This is a genomic window from Pseudomonas sp. 2hn (genome assembly GCF_019646095.1).
GTDB classification, from domain to species: Bacteria; Pseudomonadota; Gammaproteobacteria; order Pseudomonadales; family Pseudomonadaceae; genus Aquipseudomonas; species Aquipseudomonas peradeniyensis.
In genome coordinates, this window is sequence record NZ_CP081016.1 from 1,345,456 (window position 1) to 1,359,727 (window position 14,272).

Below are 14,272 nucleotides of genomic sequence, written 5' to 3' on the forward strand. Positions count from 1 at the left end.
AGGAAAAAGCCCGGCGATTGCCGGGCTTCTTCATTTGCGGAGCAATGCAAGCGCGGGCTTACAGAATGCTCAGCGGGTACTCGACGATCAGGCGCAGTTCGTCGATCGAGCTGGAGCCGTAGTAGACACCATCCGCGGAACGGTAGGTGGCTTGACGTACGCGGAAGCTCAAGTCTTTGGCCGGGCCTTCCTGCAGGACGTATTTGACGTCGATATCGCGTTCCCACTCCGAGCCGTTATCGGTGGTGCGGGTCTTGGCGTCGGTACCGCGTGCGTAACGGGTCATGAAGGTCAGGCCTGGGATGCCGTACTCGGCAAAGTTCAGGTCGTAGCGTGCCTGCCAGGACTTCTCGTCTTCGGCGTTGAAGTCCGAACGTGCGATGGAGTTGGCCAGGAACACGGTACCGCCGCCATCTACGCCATAGGCGTAGTCGCCGTCGCCGCTGACTTTCTGGAAAGCCAGGGTGAAAGTGTGGGCGCCGATGTTGTACGCGGCCGAGAGGCTGGCGGCGATGTTGTCAAGTTTGTTGGAGCCGTCGGCCTTCTTGACCCAGGCGCCAGTCAGGTTCTGGCCAATGGACTTGGTGTCATAGATGTTGAAGTCGAACACCAGTCCTTGCTTGTCGCTGATCGGCAGTGCCCAGTTGACGTTGCCGTACCATTTGCGGAAGTGATCCTCGACGTGCGAGTAGTAGACGCTGGTGCTCAGGCTGTCGGTGATGGCGTAGGTGCCACCCAGGACATCGGCTTCCTTGAGGCGGAAGCTGTCACGGTTGGTTTCTGCTTGAGCGGTCAGGCTGGTGAAGCGACCGGCGTGCAGGGTAAGGCCTTTGATCTCGTTGCTGGTGATCAGGCCGCCTTGAGCAATTTCGGGCAGCAGGCGGCTGTCATCGGTAGCAAAGACCGGCAAGGCGGTGAACTGATCGCCGACCTTCAGTACGGTGTCGGAAATACGGAATTTGGCTGCTGCGCCAGCCTTCGAGTAGTCGTCCTGGGAGCGGCCATCGAGAGCAGTGGGGAACAGGCCGGTGCCAGCGCGGCCTTTGCCGCTGTCCAGTTTCAGGCCAAGCATGCCGACGGCGTCGAAGCCTACGCCCACGGTGCCTTGGGTGAAGCCGGACTCGTAGGTGCCGACAAAGCCCAGGCCGGTCTCTTCGGCGCGGCTTTGACGGTTGCCCTCGTCATCCCGGTCGTTGTTGCGGAAGTCACGGCTGAAGTACAGCATCCGGGTCTTGACGTTGAGTTTGCTGTCTTCGAGGAAGCCCTTGGACTCATCCTGCGAAGAGGCGATAGCCAGCTGCGAAGTCCCTGCCGCTACGGCCAGGGCGATCATGCTCCACTTCATCACGCGCATCGTGATTTGCTCCTTTGGTTTTTAGGAAGAGTACCGCCGCGCCCGGGTATTTTAGTTATGGGGTCGGCTCTTTCTTGTTATGTCGGCGAAAATGTATATCACGCGGACTATTCTTGGCGATATGGGCAGAAACAACCTTTCGGTAACTTTATGGCCATGTCGCTGTTGGTTGTCTCCATGTCGCAAATCACGCCTGTCATATAAGGGCGTACAACTCCAGCGCTGTCTCGAAACCGTCATATTTGTATAAATACAAAGTACGGCTTGTGAAACTCCCTGGTTTATCCGATGCCGCTGTTGTTATTTGTCGCGTTCACCCTGCAATGCAGGGGTCGTGCCGACTTGGCGTGAAACGAATGCAACAAGCGTGCTCAAAATCACGAACGCTTGATGAAATTTTCACATTTGCCTCGAGCGGGGCTGGGAAACCTCCGCAAACACGGGGCGCGACCAGTTCGTCGGCGGGTCGCGATCCTTCCTTGTGTTTGCTTGGGAAGCTGCCTTCCAAGTCAAGGTGTTACCGTCGATTGTTTATCCTGGCTGTTTTATGTGAAGGATGTGTGGCGAAGGTCTGACGAGCGGCATCATTTTGGTGCGAAAAGTAGCGCAGTGTTACCGAAGCGGGGCGTTGATGTTGTCATTCGCGTGCCACAAATGCCCAGGATCGACGTCGGCGGGTGTGGCAGCGGTCGAAGCGGAGTATCCTTGCGCCCCTGTGCCCGACCGCTCGGAAGGGCTGAATAGTTTTAAGGAGGTTTGCCGTGTTCACCCTCGATTCTCGCCTGCAGGAGGATTCCCTGGTACTGGGCGACCTGCCGCTGTGCCGCCTGCTGCTGAGCAAGGATGCCAACTACCCGTGGTTCATCCTGGTGCCGCGTCGCGCCGATATCACCGAAGTGTTCGAGCTCGAGGAGGCCGACCAGCAGCAACTGTGGGTCGAGACCACCGCCCTGGCCGAGGCGCTGAAGGATGCTTTCGCCGCCGACAAAATGAATGTCGCGGCCCTGGGCAACGTGGTCAGCCAGTTGCACATGCACGTGATCGTGCGTCGCCAGGGCGATGCTGCCTGGCCTGCCCCGGTCTGGGGCAAGGTATCGGCCATCGGCTACACCCAGGAGCAGGTCGATGGTATTCGCCAGCAAGTGCGTGCGCTGCTGGGTGAAAGCTTCAAGGAGGCATGAGGATGTCGCAGGAGCTGGAAATGCGCATGGTCGAGCTGGAGACCCGTCAGGCGTTCCAGGACGACAGCTTGCAGGCGCTCAATGATGTGATTGTCGAGCAGAGTCGAGTGATCGAACGCTTGCAATTGCAGATGGCGGAGCTGATCAAGCGCTACGAGGAGATGGCCGGCCAGCAGGGCGGCGGGGGAGAGGAGGCGCCGCCGCCTCATTATTGAGTACGGCGGCGGCAAAGGGTCAGCGGCGCGCGACGGCGACCACGTCTTCGGCCTGCAGGCCCTTGTCGCGGTGCATCACCGAGAACTCCACGCGCTGGCCTTCGACCAGCACCCGGTGGCCCTCGCCGCGGATGGCGCGAAAGTGCACGAAGATATCGTCACCGGAATCGCGGGAGATGAAGCCGAAGCCCTTGGAGGTGTTGAACCACTTCACGGTGCCGGTATCGCGATTGCCGACGTCATGCGAGGTGCCTTGGCTGGAGCGGGCCTTTCGCGTGCCGCGAACGAAGCCGGCAATCAGGTGCATGGCGCAGGCCAGGACAGCACAGGCCAGGGCTGCCAGGTTGCCCAGCTCCGGGCGGGCCAGCAGGGTCACGGTCTGTAGCACCACTGCCAGCACCAGCAGCAGGCTGGCGGCGTGTTGCAATTGCTGGCGCAGGCCTTTGTAGTACTGCGGCAGTACCGGGGCAATGACCAGGTTGAGCAGCCCGAGCAGCGCCAGGTAGACGGCCTCGGGTTGTTGCAGGAAGGGTGTTGCGTCAGCTTTCAGGCTGGGTATGAGCGATAGCAGCAACGCCGCCAGGCCCGTCACCAGATGGACGATCTTGAACATTGGTTTGGCTCACATTGATAAGGCCGATCACAGGATGAGCTGGTCGCACGGTGCGCGTGAACGGTAGGCGCGAAAACGTGGCGGGCCAGCCTATGCACCCGGCATTGACAATCCGCACGGGTGGCACACTGCCTATTTAACAGCAAAGACGCAGGCTTCTCAAACCGGCTGGTGCGGGCGGCCCTGTGCCGCATGCGCCGGGCGGCAACTCTTGTTAGAGTGTTTGTTGCCCGCTTGATGATCAAGCCTTATGGAAAGGGGAGCTTCATGGCAATCGATATCGGTATCAGTGAAGAAGATCGCAAGTCCATCGTCGATGGGTTGTCCCGCCTGTTGTCGGATACCTATGTACTGTATCTGAAAACCCATAACTTCCATTGGAACGTCACCGGTCCGTCGTTCCGCACCCTGCACCTGATGTTCGAGGAGCAATACAACGAGCTGGCCCTGGCGGTCGATTCGATTGCCGAGCGCATTCGTGCCCTGGGCTTCCCGGCACCGGGTTCCTACGCCTTCTATGCCCGCCACTCCTCCATCAAGGAAGAGGAGGGGGTGCCGCCCGCCGAGGAAATGATCCGCCAACTGGTGCAGGGGCAGGAGGCGGTGGTGCGCACCGCGCGCAGTATCTTCCCGGTGGTGGACAAGGTCAGTGACGAGCCGACCGCCGACCTGCTGACCCAGCGCATGCAGGTCCACGAGAAAACGGCGTGGATGCTGCGAGTCCTGCTCGACGGGAACTGATTGCCGGTTGCTTGTCGTTCGACCCAGTGAAACCGGGCCCGATACCGTCAGCGGTATCGGGCCCGCGCGTTTGTGGGGAAGACTTTGCCGCTGCTATCGACCTGATCGATGGCGCTTCATGACGGTCATGGACCCATTCGGCTGACGAACGGGGTGTGGTTTCGTGACGATGGAGCGGTGCGATGGGCGATCCGATGCGTGGTATCGACGGTAATGCAAGGCAGGGAGGAGGCAATCCGCGTCTCGACCCGTTCAGGCGAGATTTCGACATGGCCCAGGCCGGGCCCGTGTCGCGCTCGGTGCGGCTCAACGGCTTTGCCACCTGCCTGCGCCTGGAGGTGGTGTATTGGCGCATCCTGGAGCGCATTGCCCAGGCCAACCGTTGTTCGGTGAGCGCCGTGTTGTCCTATGTGGATCGCGAGGTGCACCTGCGCCATGGCGGGGTGAGGAATTTCAGCGGCCTGGTCAGGGTGATCTGCGTCGCCTGGCTGCAGGAAGCGCGAGACGCGCACTGATCGCCGGGCTGCACTGCTCTCCTTTACCATATATAATCCCGCTCTTTGCTGCCTTGGGCAGCGTGCGATGTGGTTGACGAGAGACACCCATGCCCCTGTACGACTATCAATGTGCATCCTGCGAACACCAAATGGAGGTGTTGCAGAAGATCAGTGCCGCGCCGCTGACCGATTGCCCGGCGTGCCAGGCGCCGGCATTGAAGAAGCTGCTGTCGGTCCCCGGCTTTCGCCTGAGTGGCAACGGCTGGTACGAGACCGACTTCAAGACCGGGGCGAAAAAGAATCTGGCAGGCGGCGACAAGGCCGACTGAGTTGAATTGCATCCGCCAGGTCTTGCAGTATTAGCCCCTTGGGCGGCCAAGACCTCCACCGAACACACGAATCACGAGAAGCGAAACCACGATCATGATGCGCAGCCATTATTGCGGCCAACTGAACGAGTCCCTGGACGGCCAGGAAGTCACCCTTTGCGGCTGGGTCCATCGTCGTCGCGACCACGGCGGGGTGATTTTCCTCGACATCCGTGACCGCGAAGGCATGGCCCAGGTCGTATTCGACCCGGATCGCGCCGAAACCTTCGCCGCCGCCGACCGCGTGCGCAGCGAATATGTCGTGCAGATCACCGGCAAGGTGCGCAAGCGCCCAGAAGGCGCGGTGAACGCCAACATGGCCTCCGGTGCCATCGAGATCCTCGGCTACCAGCTGAACGTGCTCAACGAAGCGGAAACCCCGCCGTTCCCGCTGAACGAATATTCCGACGTCGGCGAGGAAACCCGCCTGCGCTATCGCTTCATCGACCTGCGCCGTCCGGAAATGGCCGACAAGCTGCGCCTGCGTTCGCGCATCACCAGCAGCATCCGTCGCTTCCTCGACGAGAACGGCTTCCTCGATGTCGAAACGCCGATCCTGACCCGTGCCACCCCTGAGGGTGCCCGTGACTACCTGGTGCCGAGCCGCACCCACGCCGGCAGCTTCTTCGCCCTGCCGCAGTCGCCGCAGTTGTTCAAGCAGCTGCTGATGGTCGCCGGCTTCGACCGCTACTACCAGATCGCCAAGTGCTTCCGCGACGAAGACCTGCGCGCCGACCGCCAGCCGGAATTCACCCAGATCGACATCGAGACCAGCTTCCTCGACGAGTCCGAGATCATGGGCCTGACCGAAAGCATGATCCGCAAGCTGTTCAAGGAAGTGCTGGACCTGGAGTTCGGTGAATTCCCGCACATGACCTTCGAAGAAGCCATGCGCCGCTACGGTTCCGACAAGCCGGACCTGCGTATTCCGCTGGAACTGGTCGACGTTGCCGATCAGCTGAAGGATGTCGACTTCAAGGTCTTCGCCGGTCCAGCCAACGATCCGAAGTGCCGCGTCACCGCCCTGCGCCTGCCGGGCGGCGCCAGCATGCCGCGCAGCAAGATCGACGAGTACACCAAGTTCGTCGGCATCTACGGTGCCAAGGGCCTGGCCTACATCAAGGTCAACGAGCGCGCCAAGGGTGTCGAGGGTCTGCAGTCGCCGATCGTCAAGAACATCCCCGAGGCCAACCTCAACAACATCCTCGACCGCGTAGGCGCCGTGGATGGCGACATCGTGTTCTTCGGTGCCGACAAGTTCAAGATCGTCAGCGAGGCCCTGGGCGCGCTGCGTATCCGCCTGGGCCACGACTTCGAGCTGCTGACCTGCGAGTGGGCGCCGATGTGGGTCGTCGACTTCCCGATGTTCGAAGAGAACGAAGACGGCAGCTTCACCGCGCTGCACCACCCGTTCACCGCGCCGAAGTGCACCCCCGAAGAGCTGGAGGCCAACCCGGCCACCGCGCTGTCGCGTGCCTACGACATGGTCCTGAACGGCACCGAGCTGGGTGGTGGTTCGATCCGTATTCACCGTAAAGAAATGCAGCAAGCGGTATTCCGCCTGCTGGGCATCGAGGCGGCAGAACAGGAAGAGAAGTTCGGCTTCCTGCTCGACGCCCTGAAGTTCGGCGCACCGCCGCACGGTGGCCTGGCCTTCGGCCTGGATCGCCTGGTCATGCTGATGACCGGCGCCCAGTCGATCCGTGAAGTGATCGCCTTCCCGAAAACCCAGAGCGCCGCGTGCGTCATGACCCAGGCCCCTGGCCTGGTCGACGCCAAGGCCCTGCGTGAGCTGCACATCCGTCTGCGCGAGCAGGCCAAGGTCGAGTGATCGACCGGGGCGCCACGGTCACGGGGTGCCCCCGCGCTTGATGCGCAGGATTCTTCACGTTCCGCCCTTCGGGGCGGAACCTGTTTCTGTTTCAAGGATTCGGAGTCGTTATGGCTGGTCATTCCAAGTGGGCGAACATCAAGCACCGCAAAGAGCGCCAGGATGCCAAGAGAGGCAAGGTCTTCACCAAGTGGATCCGCGAACTGACCGTCGCGGCCAAGCAGGGCGGCCCTGACCCGGCCTCCAACCCGCGGCTGCGCCTGGCGCTGGACAAGGCCCTGGGTGCCAACATGAGCCGCGATATCATCGATCGCGCCGTGGCCCGTGGTGCCGGCACCAACGAAAGCGACAACGTCGAAGAGCTGAGCTACGAGGGCTACGGCCCGGGCGGCGTGGCGATCATGGTCGAGGCCATGACCGACAACCGCAACCGTACCGCCGCCGCCGTGCGTCATGCCTTCACCAAGTGCGGTGGCAACCTGGGCACCGACGGCTCGGTCGCCTACCTGTTCGAGCGCAAGGGGCAGATCAGCTTCGCCGCCGAGCTTGCGGTCGACGAGGACGCGCTGATGGAAGCCGCGATGGAGGCCGACGCCGACGACGTGGTGGCCAACGACGATGGCTCCTTCGAGGTGTTCACCTCGTTCAACAGCTTCTATGCCGTGCGCAATGCGCTCGAAGAGGCCGGCTTCAAGGCCTCGGACGCCGAGATCGTGATGCAGCCGACTACCAGTGCAGAGCTGGACAAGGACGGCGCGGAGAAGGTGCTCAAGCTGATCGACATGCTCGAGGACCTGGATGACGTGCAGAACGTCTACTCCAATGCGCAGATCTCGGATGAGATCATGGAAAGCCTCGGCTAAGGTGTTCTGGCGATCCCTGCCGGTTCTTTGAATTTGTCAGCGCCTGTCCCGGCTCTTTCGCGGGTAAACCCGCTCCCACAGGTACTGCACCGACTCTGAATGTGGTGCAGTACCTGTGGGAGCGGGTTTACCCGCGAAAGGGCCGGGACAGTTTGCAGAGATGCACCAATTTTTTCACAGACACTATGACTCTGATTCTTGGTATTGACCCCGGCTCGCGCATCACTGGCTTCGGCGTGGTCCGCCAGACCGCCCGTGGTTGCGAGTATGTGGCCTCGGGCTGTATCCGCACCGGTGGCGGCGAGCTGCCCGAGCGTCTGCAGATCGTCTTTCGCGGGGTGAGCGAGATCATCCGCGAGCATGGTCCGGTGACCATGGGCATCGAGCGGGTGTTCATGGCGCGCAACGCCGATTCGGCGCTCAAGCTGGGCCAGGCCCGGGGCGCGGCCATCGTCGCCGCGGCCGAGGCGGGCCTGGAGATCGCCGAGTACAGCGCCAGCCAGGTCAAGCAGGCCGTGGCCGGCACCGGCGGGGCCAATAAAGAGCAGGTGATGATGATGGTCATGCACCTGCTCAAGCTGACCCAGAAGCCGCAGATCGACGCCTCCGACGCCCTGGCCATCGCCCTGTGCCACGCCCATACCCGTTCCAGCCTGATTCCCCATGGGTTGGCGACGGCGCGGCGGCGCGGCGGACGCTTGCGTCTGTAACCGCTTCATGCGCTGATACACATTTTGTCCGGGTGACGCGCGCTCCCGGCGCATTTGCTGATAGGGTGGACCGGTTTTCGACCGGCGCCCGAGAGGAAGGATCGGAACGTGATTGGACGTTTGCGTGGCACCCTGGCGGAAAAACAGCCGCCGCACCTGATTATCGACGTCAACGGCGTGGGCTACGAGCTGGAAGTGCCGATGACTACCCTGTACCGCCTGCCCAAGGTCGGCGAGCCAGTGACCGTGCACACCCACCTGGTGGTGCGCGAAGATGCCCACCTGCTCTATGGTTTTGCCGAAAAGCGCGAGCGCGAGCTGTTCCGCGAGCTGATCCGTCTCAACGGCGTGGGGCCGAAGCTGGCGCTGGCGCTGATGTCCGGCCTGGAAGTGGACGAACTGGTGCGCTGCGTGCAGGCCCAGGACGCCTCGGTCCTGGTGCGTGTGCCCGGTGTCGGCAAAAAAACCGCCGAACGCCTGCTGGTCGAACTCAAGGACCGCTTCAAGGCCTGGGAAACCTCCCCGGCGATGTTCACCCTGGTCTCCGACGGCCCGCTGCCGGTCGCCAGTGAGTCCTCGGCCGAGGCCGACGCGGTCAGCGCCCTGGTCTCCCTGGGCTACAAGCCACAGGAAGCGAGCAAGGCGATTGCCGCGATCAAGGACAAGGCGGGCCTCAGTAGCGAGGAGCTGATCCGTCGCAGCCTTAAAGGGATGATTGCCAAGTGATCGAGACCGACCGCCTGATCGCCGCCAGTGGCCGCGACCGTGAAGAAGTCCAGGACCGCGCGATCCGCCCGCTGCGCCTGGACGAGTACATCGGCCAGCCGGTGGTGCGCGAGCAGATGGCGCTGTTCATCCAGGCGGCGCGCGGGCGCAACGAGTCCCTCGACCACACCCTGATCTTCGGCCCGCCAGGCCTGGGCAAGACCACCCTGGCCAACATCATCGCCCAGGAAATGGGCGTGTCGGTCAAGAGCACCTCGGGCCCGATTCTCGAGCGCCCGGGCGACCTGGCGGCGATGCTGACCAACCTCGAGCCCCATGACGTGCTGTTCATCGACGAGATCCACCGGTTGTCGCCGGTGGTCGAGGAGGTGCTGTACCCAGCGATGGAAGACTTCCAGCTCGACATCATGATCGGCGAAGGGCCGGCCGCGCGCTCGATCAAGCTCGACTTGCCGCCGTTCACCCTGGTTGGCGCCACCACCCGAGCCGGCATGCTGACCAATCCGCTGCGTGACCGTTTCGGCATCGTCCAGCGCCTGGAGTTCTACAGCAACAAGGACCTGGCCACCATCGTCAGCCGTTCGGCCGGTATTCTCGGGCTGCCGATGGACGACAAGGGCGCCTTCGAGATCGCCCGTCGGGCGCGGGGCACGCCGCGGATCGCCAACCGCCTGCTGCGGCGGGTGCGCGACTTTGCCGAAGTGCGCGGCAAGGGCGAGATCACCAAGGCCGTCGCGGATATGGCGCTGAACCTGCTGGATGTCGACGAACGTGGCTTCGATCACTCCGACCGGCGTCTGTTGCTGACCATGATCGAGAAGTTCGACGGCGGTCCGGTGGGGCTCGACAACATTGCCGCGGCGATCGGCGAGGAGCGTCACACCATCGAGGACGTGCTCGAGCCCTATCTGATCCAGCAGGGTTACATCATGCGTACCCCGCGAGGCCGCGTGGTGACCCGACACGCCTACCTGCATTTCGGCCTGAACATCCCCGGGCGTTTCTGCGAAGGTGGCGAATATGCCGCCCAGGACGACGAATGACAGATCGAATCGGGTTTTTCATGGTCCTACCGCTGGCACGGCGCAGGCTCGCTGGCAATACGACATTATCGATGCAAAAACAGTTGCCGGGGCGGATTGGCAAGTTCAGGAGTAACCACTAGAGTATGCGCGCGCAAAATGGGCTGGAACCGTTCGCACACCGCTGTCGCGTCTATTACGAGGATACCGACGCCGGTGGCGTGGTGTATTACGTCAACTACCTCAAGTTCATGGAGCGCGCCCGCACCGAGCGGCTGCGTCACCTGGGGTTCTCCCAGGTCCAGCTGGCGCAGGACAACCTGCTGTTCGTGGTCCATTCCAGCGAGGCGCGCTATCACGCGCCGGCCCGCCTGGACGATGAGCTGCGGGTGACCGCGCAAGTGCTTGAATTGAATCGTGCCAGCCTGCGCTTCGTGCAGCAGGTGTGGCGAACACAGGATGAAGTGCTGCTCTGCGAGGGGCAGTTCCTGGTGGCCGCCGTGCGCGCCGACACTTTCAAACCCCGGGCCATTCCCCCAGAACTGCGCGACGCATTCCTGGCGGACGGCGCGGGTACTCAATCGAACGCAGGAGAATAAGCGTGGAAGCAAACGTCGTCGACCATACCTCCATGTGGAGCCTGGTCGCCAATGCCAGTGTCGTGGTTCAGCTGGTAATGCTGACCCTCGTGGCAGCCTCGGTGACCTCTTGGATCATGATCTTCCAGCGCAGCACCATGCTGCGCGCCGGTCGTCGTGCACTGGACGCTTTCGAAGAGCGCTTCTGGTCGGGCATCGACCTGTCCAAGCTGTACCGCCAGGCGGGCAGCAACCCCGATCCGGACTCGGGCGTCGAGCAGGTGTTCCGCGCCGGCTTCAAGGAATTCTCGCGTCTGCGCCAGCAGCCGGGCGTTGACCCTGACGCGGTCATGGAAGGTGTCGGTCGTGCCATGCGCGTGGCCATTTCCCGCGAGGAAGAAAAGCTCGAGCAGAGCCTGCCGTTCCTGGCGACCGTCGGTTCAACCAGCCCGTACATCGGTCTGTTTGGTACCGTGTGGGGCATCATGAACTCGTTCCGTGGCCTGGCCAGCGCCCAGCAGGCGACCCTGGCGACCGTGGCTCCCGGTATCGCCGAGGCCCTGATCGCCACCGCGATCGGCCTGTTCGCCGCGATCCCGGCCGTTATCGCCTACAACCGTTTTGCCGCGCGCAGTGAAGTGCTGATTGGCCGCTACTACACCTTCGCCGACGAGTTCCAGGCGATCCTGCACCGCAAAGTACACACCAGCGAAGAGTGATCAGGTAGAAACCCATGGCCCGAGTTCGCCACAAACGCAAGCCGGTCGCCGAGATGAACGTGGTGCCCTACATCGACGTGATGCTGGTGCTGCTGGTCATCTTCATGGTGACCGCCCCCATGCTCAACCAGGGCGTGAAGGTGGATCTGCCCAAGGTTTCCAGCGAAGCCCTGCCGCAGGACAACAACGTCCAGGTCCTGACCATCTCGATCAAGGCCGACAAGACCTACTACTGGAACCTTGGCAGCGAAGTCGACACCGACAAGCAGATGGACAAGGCCATGACCTTGCCGGAAATGACCGGTGCGGTGACCAAGATCATTGCCGCCGGCCGTGACCAGGGCAAGCAGACCCAGGTCTTCATCCGTGGCGACAAGGCCGTCGACTACGGCGCGGTCATGGGCGCCATGGGCGGGTTGCAGAAGGCCGGTGTCGGTAACGTTGGCCTGATTACCGAGGCGCCCTGATGCAGCAGCGAGAGCCATCCGCCTCGGAAAGCTACTTCTGGCCCAGTGTCTGGGCCATTGGCCTGCATGTGCTGGTGTTCGGCATGCTGTTCGTCAGCTTTGCCATGACCCCCGAGCTGCCACCATCCAAGCCCATCGTCCAGGCCACGCTCTACCAGCTCAAGTCCAAGAGCCAGGCGACCACCCAGACCAATCAGAAGATTGCCGGGGAGGCGAAGAAGACTGCTTCGCGCCAGACCGAGGTCGAGCAGCTGGAGCAGAAGAAGGTCGAGCAGGAGGCCGTGAAGGCCGCGGAACAAAAGAAAGCCGACGCCGCTCAAAAGGCCGAGGAGGCTCGCGAAGCCGCCGAGGCGAAGAAGGCTGAGGAGGCCGCCAAGGCCGCCGAGCAGAAGAAAGCCGCCGAGGCCAAGAAAGCCGAGGAGGCGAAGAAGGCCGCTGAAAAGCAGCAGGCCGACATCGCCAAGAAGAAGGCTGAGGAAGAGGCCAAGAAGCAGGCCGAGGAAGAAGCCAAGAAACAAGCTGCGGAAGAGGCGAAGAAGAAAGCCGCCGAAGACGCGAAGAAAAAAGCAGCCGAGGACGCCAAGAAGAAAGCGGCGGCCGAGGACGCGAAGAAGAAGGCAGCTGAAGAGGCCAAGAAAAAGGCCGCAGCAGACGCCCAGAAGAAAAAGGCACAGGAAGCGGCCCGCAAGGCGGCGGAAGACAAGAAGGCCCAGGCGCTCGCCGAGCTGTTGTCCGACACCACCGAGCGGCAGCAGGCGCTGGCCGACGAGCAGGGTGATCAGGTGGCCGGCGACTTCGACGACCTGATCCGCATGCGCGCGGCCGAAGGTTGGGCGCGTCCGCCATCTGCGCGCAAGGGCATGACGGTAGTTCTGCAGATCAACATGCTGCCGGACGGCACCATCACCAACGTGAGTGTGGCCAAGTCCAGCGGCGACGGTCCGTTCGACAGCTCGGCCGTGGCCGCGGTGAAGAACATTGGTCGGTTGACCGAGATGCAGGGCTTGAAGCCGAGCGATTTCAATCCGTATCGTTCATTCAAGATGACATTTACACCTGAGGATCTAGCGTTGTGATTAAACGTCTGAGAGGACTCCTGGTCTTGCTCTGCTGCGTGGCAGGCATGGCCATGGCAGAAGAAAAGAACATCCTGGTCACCAGCGGTAGCGACCGGGCAACTCCCATTGCGGTAGTGCCGTTCGGCGTGCAGGGCGGCAGCGTGCTGCCCGAAGACATGGCTGACATCATCAGCAACGACCTGCGCAACTCCGGCTACTACGGGCCGATCCCGCGGCAGAACATGATCAGCCTGCCGACCCAGGCCAGCGAAGTGATCTTCCGTGACTGGAAAGCCCTGGGCGCCCAGTACGTCATGGTCGGCAGCATCGTTCCGGCCGGTGGCCGCCTGCAGGTGAGCTATGCGCTGTTCAACGTCGCCACCGAACAGCAAGTGCTGACCGGCAGCGTTGCCGGCGGCGTCGACCAGCTGCGCGACATGGCCCACTACATCGCCGACCAGTCGTTCGAGAAACTCACCGGCATCAAGGGTGCGTTCTCCACCCGCATGCTGTACGTGACCGCCGAGCGTTTCTCGACCAACAACACCCGCTACACCCTGCAGCGTTCGGACTACGACGGTGCCCGTGCAGTGACCCTGTTGCAGTCGCGTGAACCAATCCTGTCGCCGCGTTTCGCGCCGGATGGCAAGCGTATCGCCTATGTCTCGTTCGAGCAGAAGCGCCCGCGCATCTTCATCCAGCACATCGACACCGGTCGCCGCGAGCAGATCACCAACTTCGAGGGCCTGAACGGCGCCCCGGCCTGGTCGCCTGACGGCACCCGCCTGGCGTTCGTGCTGTCCAAGGACGGCAACCCGGACATCTACGTGATGAACGTGGCTTCGCGCCAGATCACTCGCGTGACCGCAGGCCCGGGCATCAACACCGAGCCGTTCTGGGGCAAGGATGGCAACACCCTGTACTTCACCTCCGACCGTGGCGGCAAGCCGCAGATCTACAAGCAGTCGGTCGGTGGCGGTGGCGCCGAGCGCGTGACATTCGTGGGTAACTACAACGCCAACCCGAAACTGTCGGCGGACGAGAAGACCCTGGTGATGATCCATCGCCAGCAGGGCTTCACCAACTTCAAGGTGGCCGCCCAGGACCTGCAACGCGGAAGTGTAAAGATTCTCACCGAGACCAGTCTTGATGAGTCTCCCACTGTTGCGCCAAACGGCACCATGCTAATCTACGCCACCCGCCAGCAGGGCCGGGGAGTCTTGATGCTCGTGTCGCTTAACGGCCGCGTGAGGCTCCCGCTTCCTACCGCTCAAGGCGAAGTCAGAGAACCGTCCTGGTCCCCTTACCTGAACTGATTGCGGCGTAACA

Annotated in this window: 17 protein-coding genes; 15 read left to right on the forward strand and 2 right to left on the reverse strand. The window is 62.4% G+C overall.

The features are described 5' to 3' along the window. Nucleotides 1–58 precede the first annotated feature (58 nt). Nucleotides 59–1,354: an OprD family porin gene (locus K2O50_RS06285; RefSeq protein WP_050704469.1), complete on the reverse strand. Its 1,296-nt coding sequence runs from the start codon at nucleotides 1,352–1,354 to the stop codon at nucleotides 59–61. A 761-nt stretch (nucleotides 1,355–2,115) separates the two neighbouring features. Here K2O50_RS06285 and K2O50_RS06290 point away from each other — a divergent pair. Further along, nucleotides 2,116–2,535 (forward strand): HIT domain-containing protein, encoded by a 420-nt coding sequence (locus tag K2O50_RS06290; protein ID WP_050704470.1) that lies wholly within the window; start codon nucleotides 2,116–2,118, stop codon nucleotides 2,533–2,535. Nucleotides 2,536–2,537: 2 nt separating this feature from the next. Beyond that, entirely contained in the window at nucleotides 2,538–2,750 is a 213-nt protein-coding gene (locus K2O50_RS06295; protein ID WP_050704471.1) for a SlyX family protein, read from the forward strand. Between the two features lie 19 nt (nucleotides 2,751–2,769). Here K2O50_RS06295 and K2O50_RS26770 read toward each other — a convergent pair whose 3' ends face one another. After that, nucleotides 2,770–3,363 carry a cold shock domain-containing protein gene (locus tag K2O50_RS26770; protein WP_050704472.1) on the reverse strand — a complete coding sequence of 198 codons (594 nt, stop codon included), beginning with the start codon at nucleotides 3,361–3,363 and terminating at the stop codon, nucleotides 2,770–2,772. 267 nt (nucleotides 3,364–3,630) lie between these two features. On the opposite strand from K2O50_RS26770, the gene K2O50_RS06305 reads away from it, so the two are divergent. From K2O50_RS06305 to tolB, 13 genes are all read left to right on the forward strand, one after another. After that, nucleotides 3,631–4,104: a Dps family protein gene (locus K2O50_RS06305; protein WP_028690591.1), complete on the forward strand. Its 474-nt coding sequence runs from the start codon at nucleotides 3,631–3,633 to the stop codon at nucleotides 4,102–4,104. A 182-nt stretch (nucleotides 4,105–4,286) separates the two neighbouring features. Then, nucleotides 4,287–4,619: a ribbon-helix-helix domain-containing protein gene (locus tag K2O50_RS06310; protein ID WP_052896323.1), complete on the forward strand. Its 333-nt coding sequence runs from the start codon at nucleotides 4,287–4,289 to the stop codon at nucleotides 4,617–4,619. Nucleotides 4,620–4,708: 89 nt separating this feature from the next. After that, entirely contained in the window at nucleotides 4,709–4,930 is a 222-nt protein-coding gene (locus K2O50_RS06315) for an FmdB family zinc ribbon protein (RefSeq protein ID WP_050704473.1), read from the forward strand. Between the two features lie 94 nt (nucleotides 4,931–5,024). Then, a complete protein-coding gene (aspS, locus tag K2O50_RS06320; RefSeq protein WP_050704474.1) occupies nucleotides 5,025–6,800 on the forward strand; it encodes an aspartate--tRNA ligase in 1,776 nt (591 codons plus the stop codon). A gap of 110 nt (nucleotides 6,801–6,910) precedes the next feature. After that, nucleotides 6,911–7,663 carry a YebC/PmpR family DNA-binding transcriptional regulator gene (locus tag K2O50_RS06325; RefSeq protein WP_050704475.1) on the forward strand — a complete coding sequence of 251 codons (753 nt, stop codon included), beginning with the start codon at nucleotides 6,911–6,913 and terminating at the stop codon, nucleotides 7,661–7,663. Between the two features lie 185 nt (nucleotides 7,664–7,848). Then, nucleotides 7,849–8,373, forward strand: coding sequence for a crossover junction endodeoxyribonuclease RuvC (ruvC, locus tag K2O50_RS06330; RefSeq protein ID WP_050704476.1), 525 nt, complete (start codon nucleotides 7,849–7,851; stop codon nucleotides 8,371–8,373). Nucleotides 8,374–8,481: 108 nt separating this feature from the next. Continuing rightward, a complete protein-coding gene (gene ruvA / locus K2O50_RS06335; protein WP_011535159.1) occupies nucleotides 8,482–9,099 on the forward strand; it encodes a Holliday junction branch migration protein RuvA in 618 nt (205 codons plus the stop codon). Then, nucleotides 9,096–10,142, forward strand: coding sequence for a Holliday junction branch migration DNA helicase RuvB (gene ruvB, locus K2O50_RS06340; protein WP_011535158.1), 1,047 nt, complete (start codon nucleotides 9,096–9,098; stop codon nucleotides 10,140–10,142). Before ruvA ends, ruvB begins: the two co-directional genes overlap by 4 nt. A 125-nt stretch (nucleotides 10,143–10,267) precedes the next feature. Then, complete coding sequence (ybgC, locus tag K2O50_RS06345; protein WP_050704477.1) at nucleotides 10,268–10,720, forward strand: tol-pal system-associated acyl-CoA thioesterase; 453 nt, start codon at nucleotides 10,268–10,270, stop codon at nucleotides 10,718–10,720. A gap of 2 nt (nucleotides 10,721–10,722) precedes the next feature. Then, nucleotides 10,723–11,418 carry a protein TolQ gene (gene tolQ, locus K2O50_RS06350; protein WP_023628695.1) on the forward strand — a complete coding sequence of 232 codons (696 nt, stop codon included), beginning with the start codon at nucleotides 10,723–10,725 and terminating at the stop codon, nucleotides 11,416–11,418. A 14-nt stretch (nucleotides 11,419–11,432) separates the two neighbouring features. Continuing rightward, nucleotides 11,433–11,885 carry a protein TolR gene (gene tolR, locus K2O50_RS06355; protein ID WP_011535155.1) on the forward strand — a complete coding sequence of 151 codons (453 nt, stop codon included), beginning with the start codon at nucleotides 11,433–11,435 and terminating at the stop codon, nucleotides 11,883–11,885. Then, nucleotides 11,885–12,961, forward strand: a complete 1,077-nt coding sequence (tolA, locus tag K2O50_RS06360; RefSeq protein ID WP_050704478.1) for a cell envelope integrity protein TolA — start codon at nucleotides 11,885–11,887, stop codon at nucleotides 12,959–12,961. Before tolR ends, tolA begins: the two co-directional genes overlap by 1 nt. Before the next feature lie 47 nt (nucleotides 12,962–13,008). Next, entirely contained in the window at nucleotides 13,009–14,259 is a 1,251-nt protein-coding gene (gene tolB / locus K2O50_RS06365; protein ID WP_050704479.1) for a Tol-Pal system beta propeller repeat protein TolB, read from the forward strand. Nucleotides 14,260–14,272: the final 13 nt, after the last annotated feature.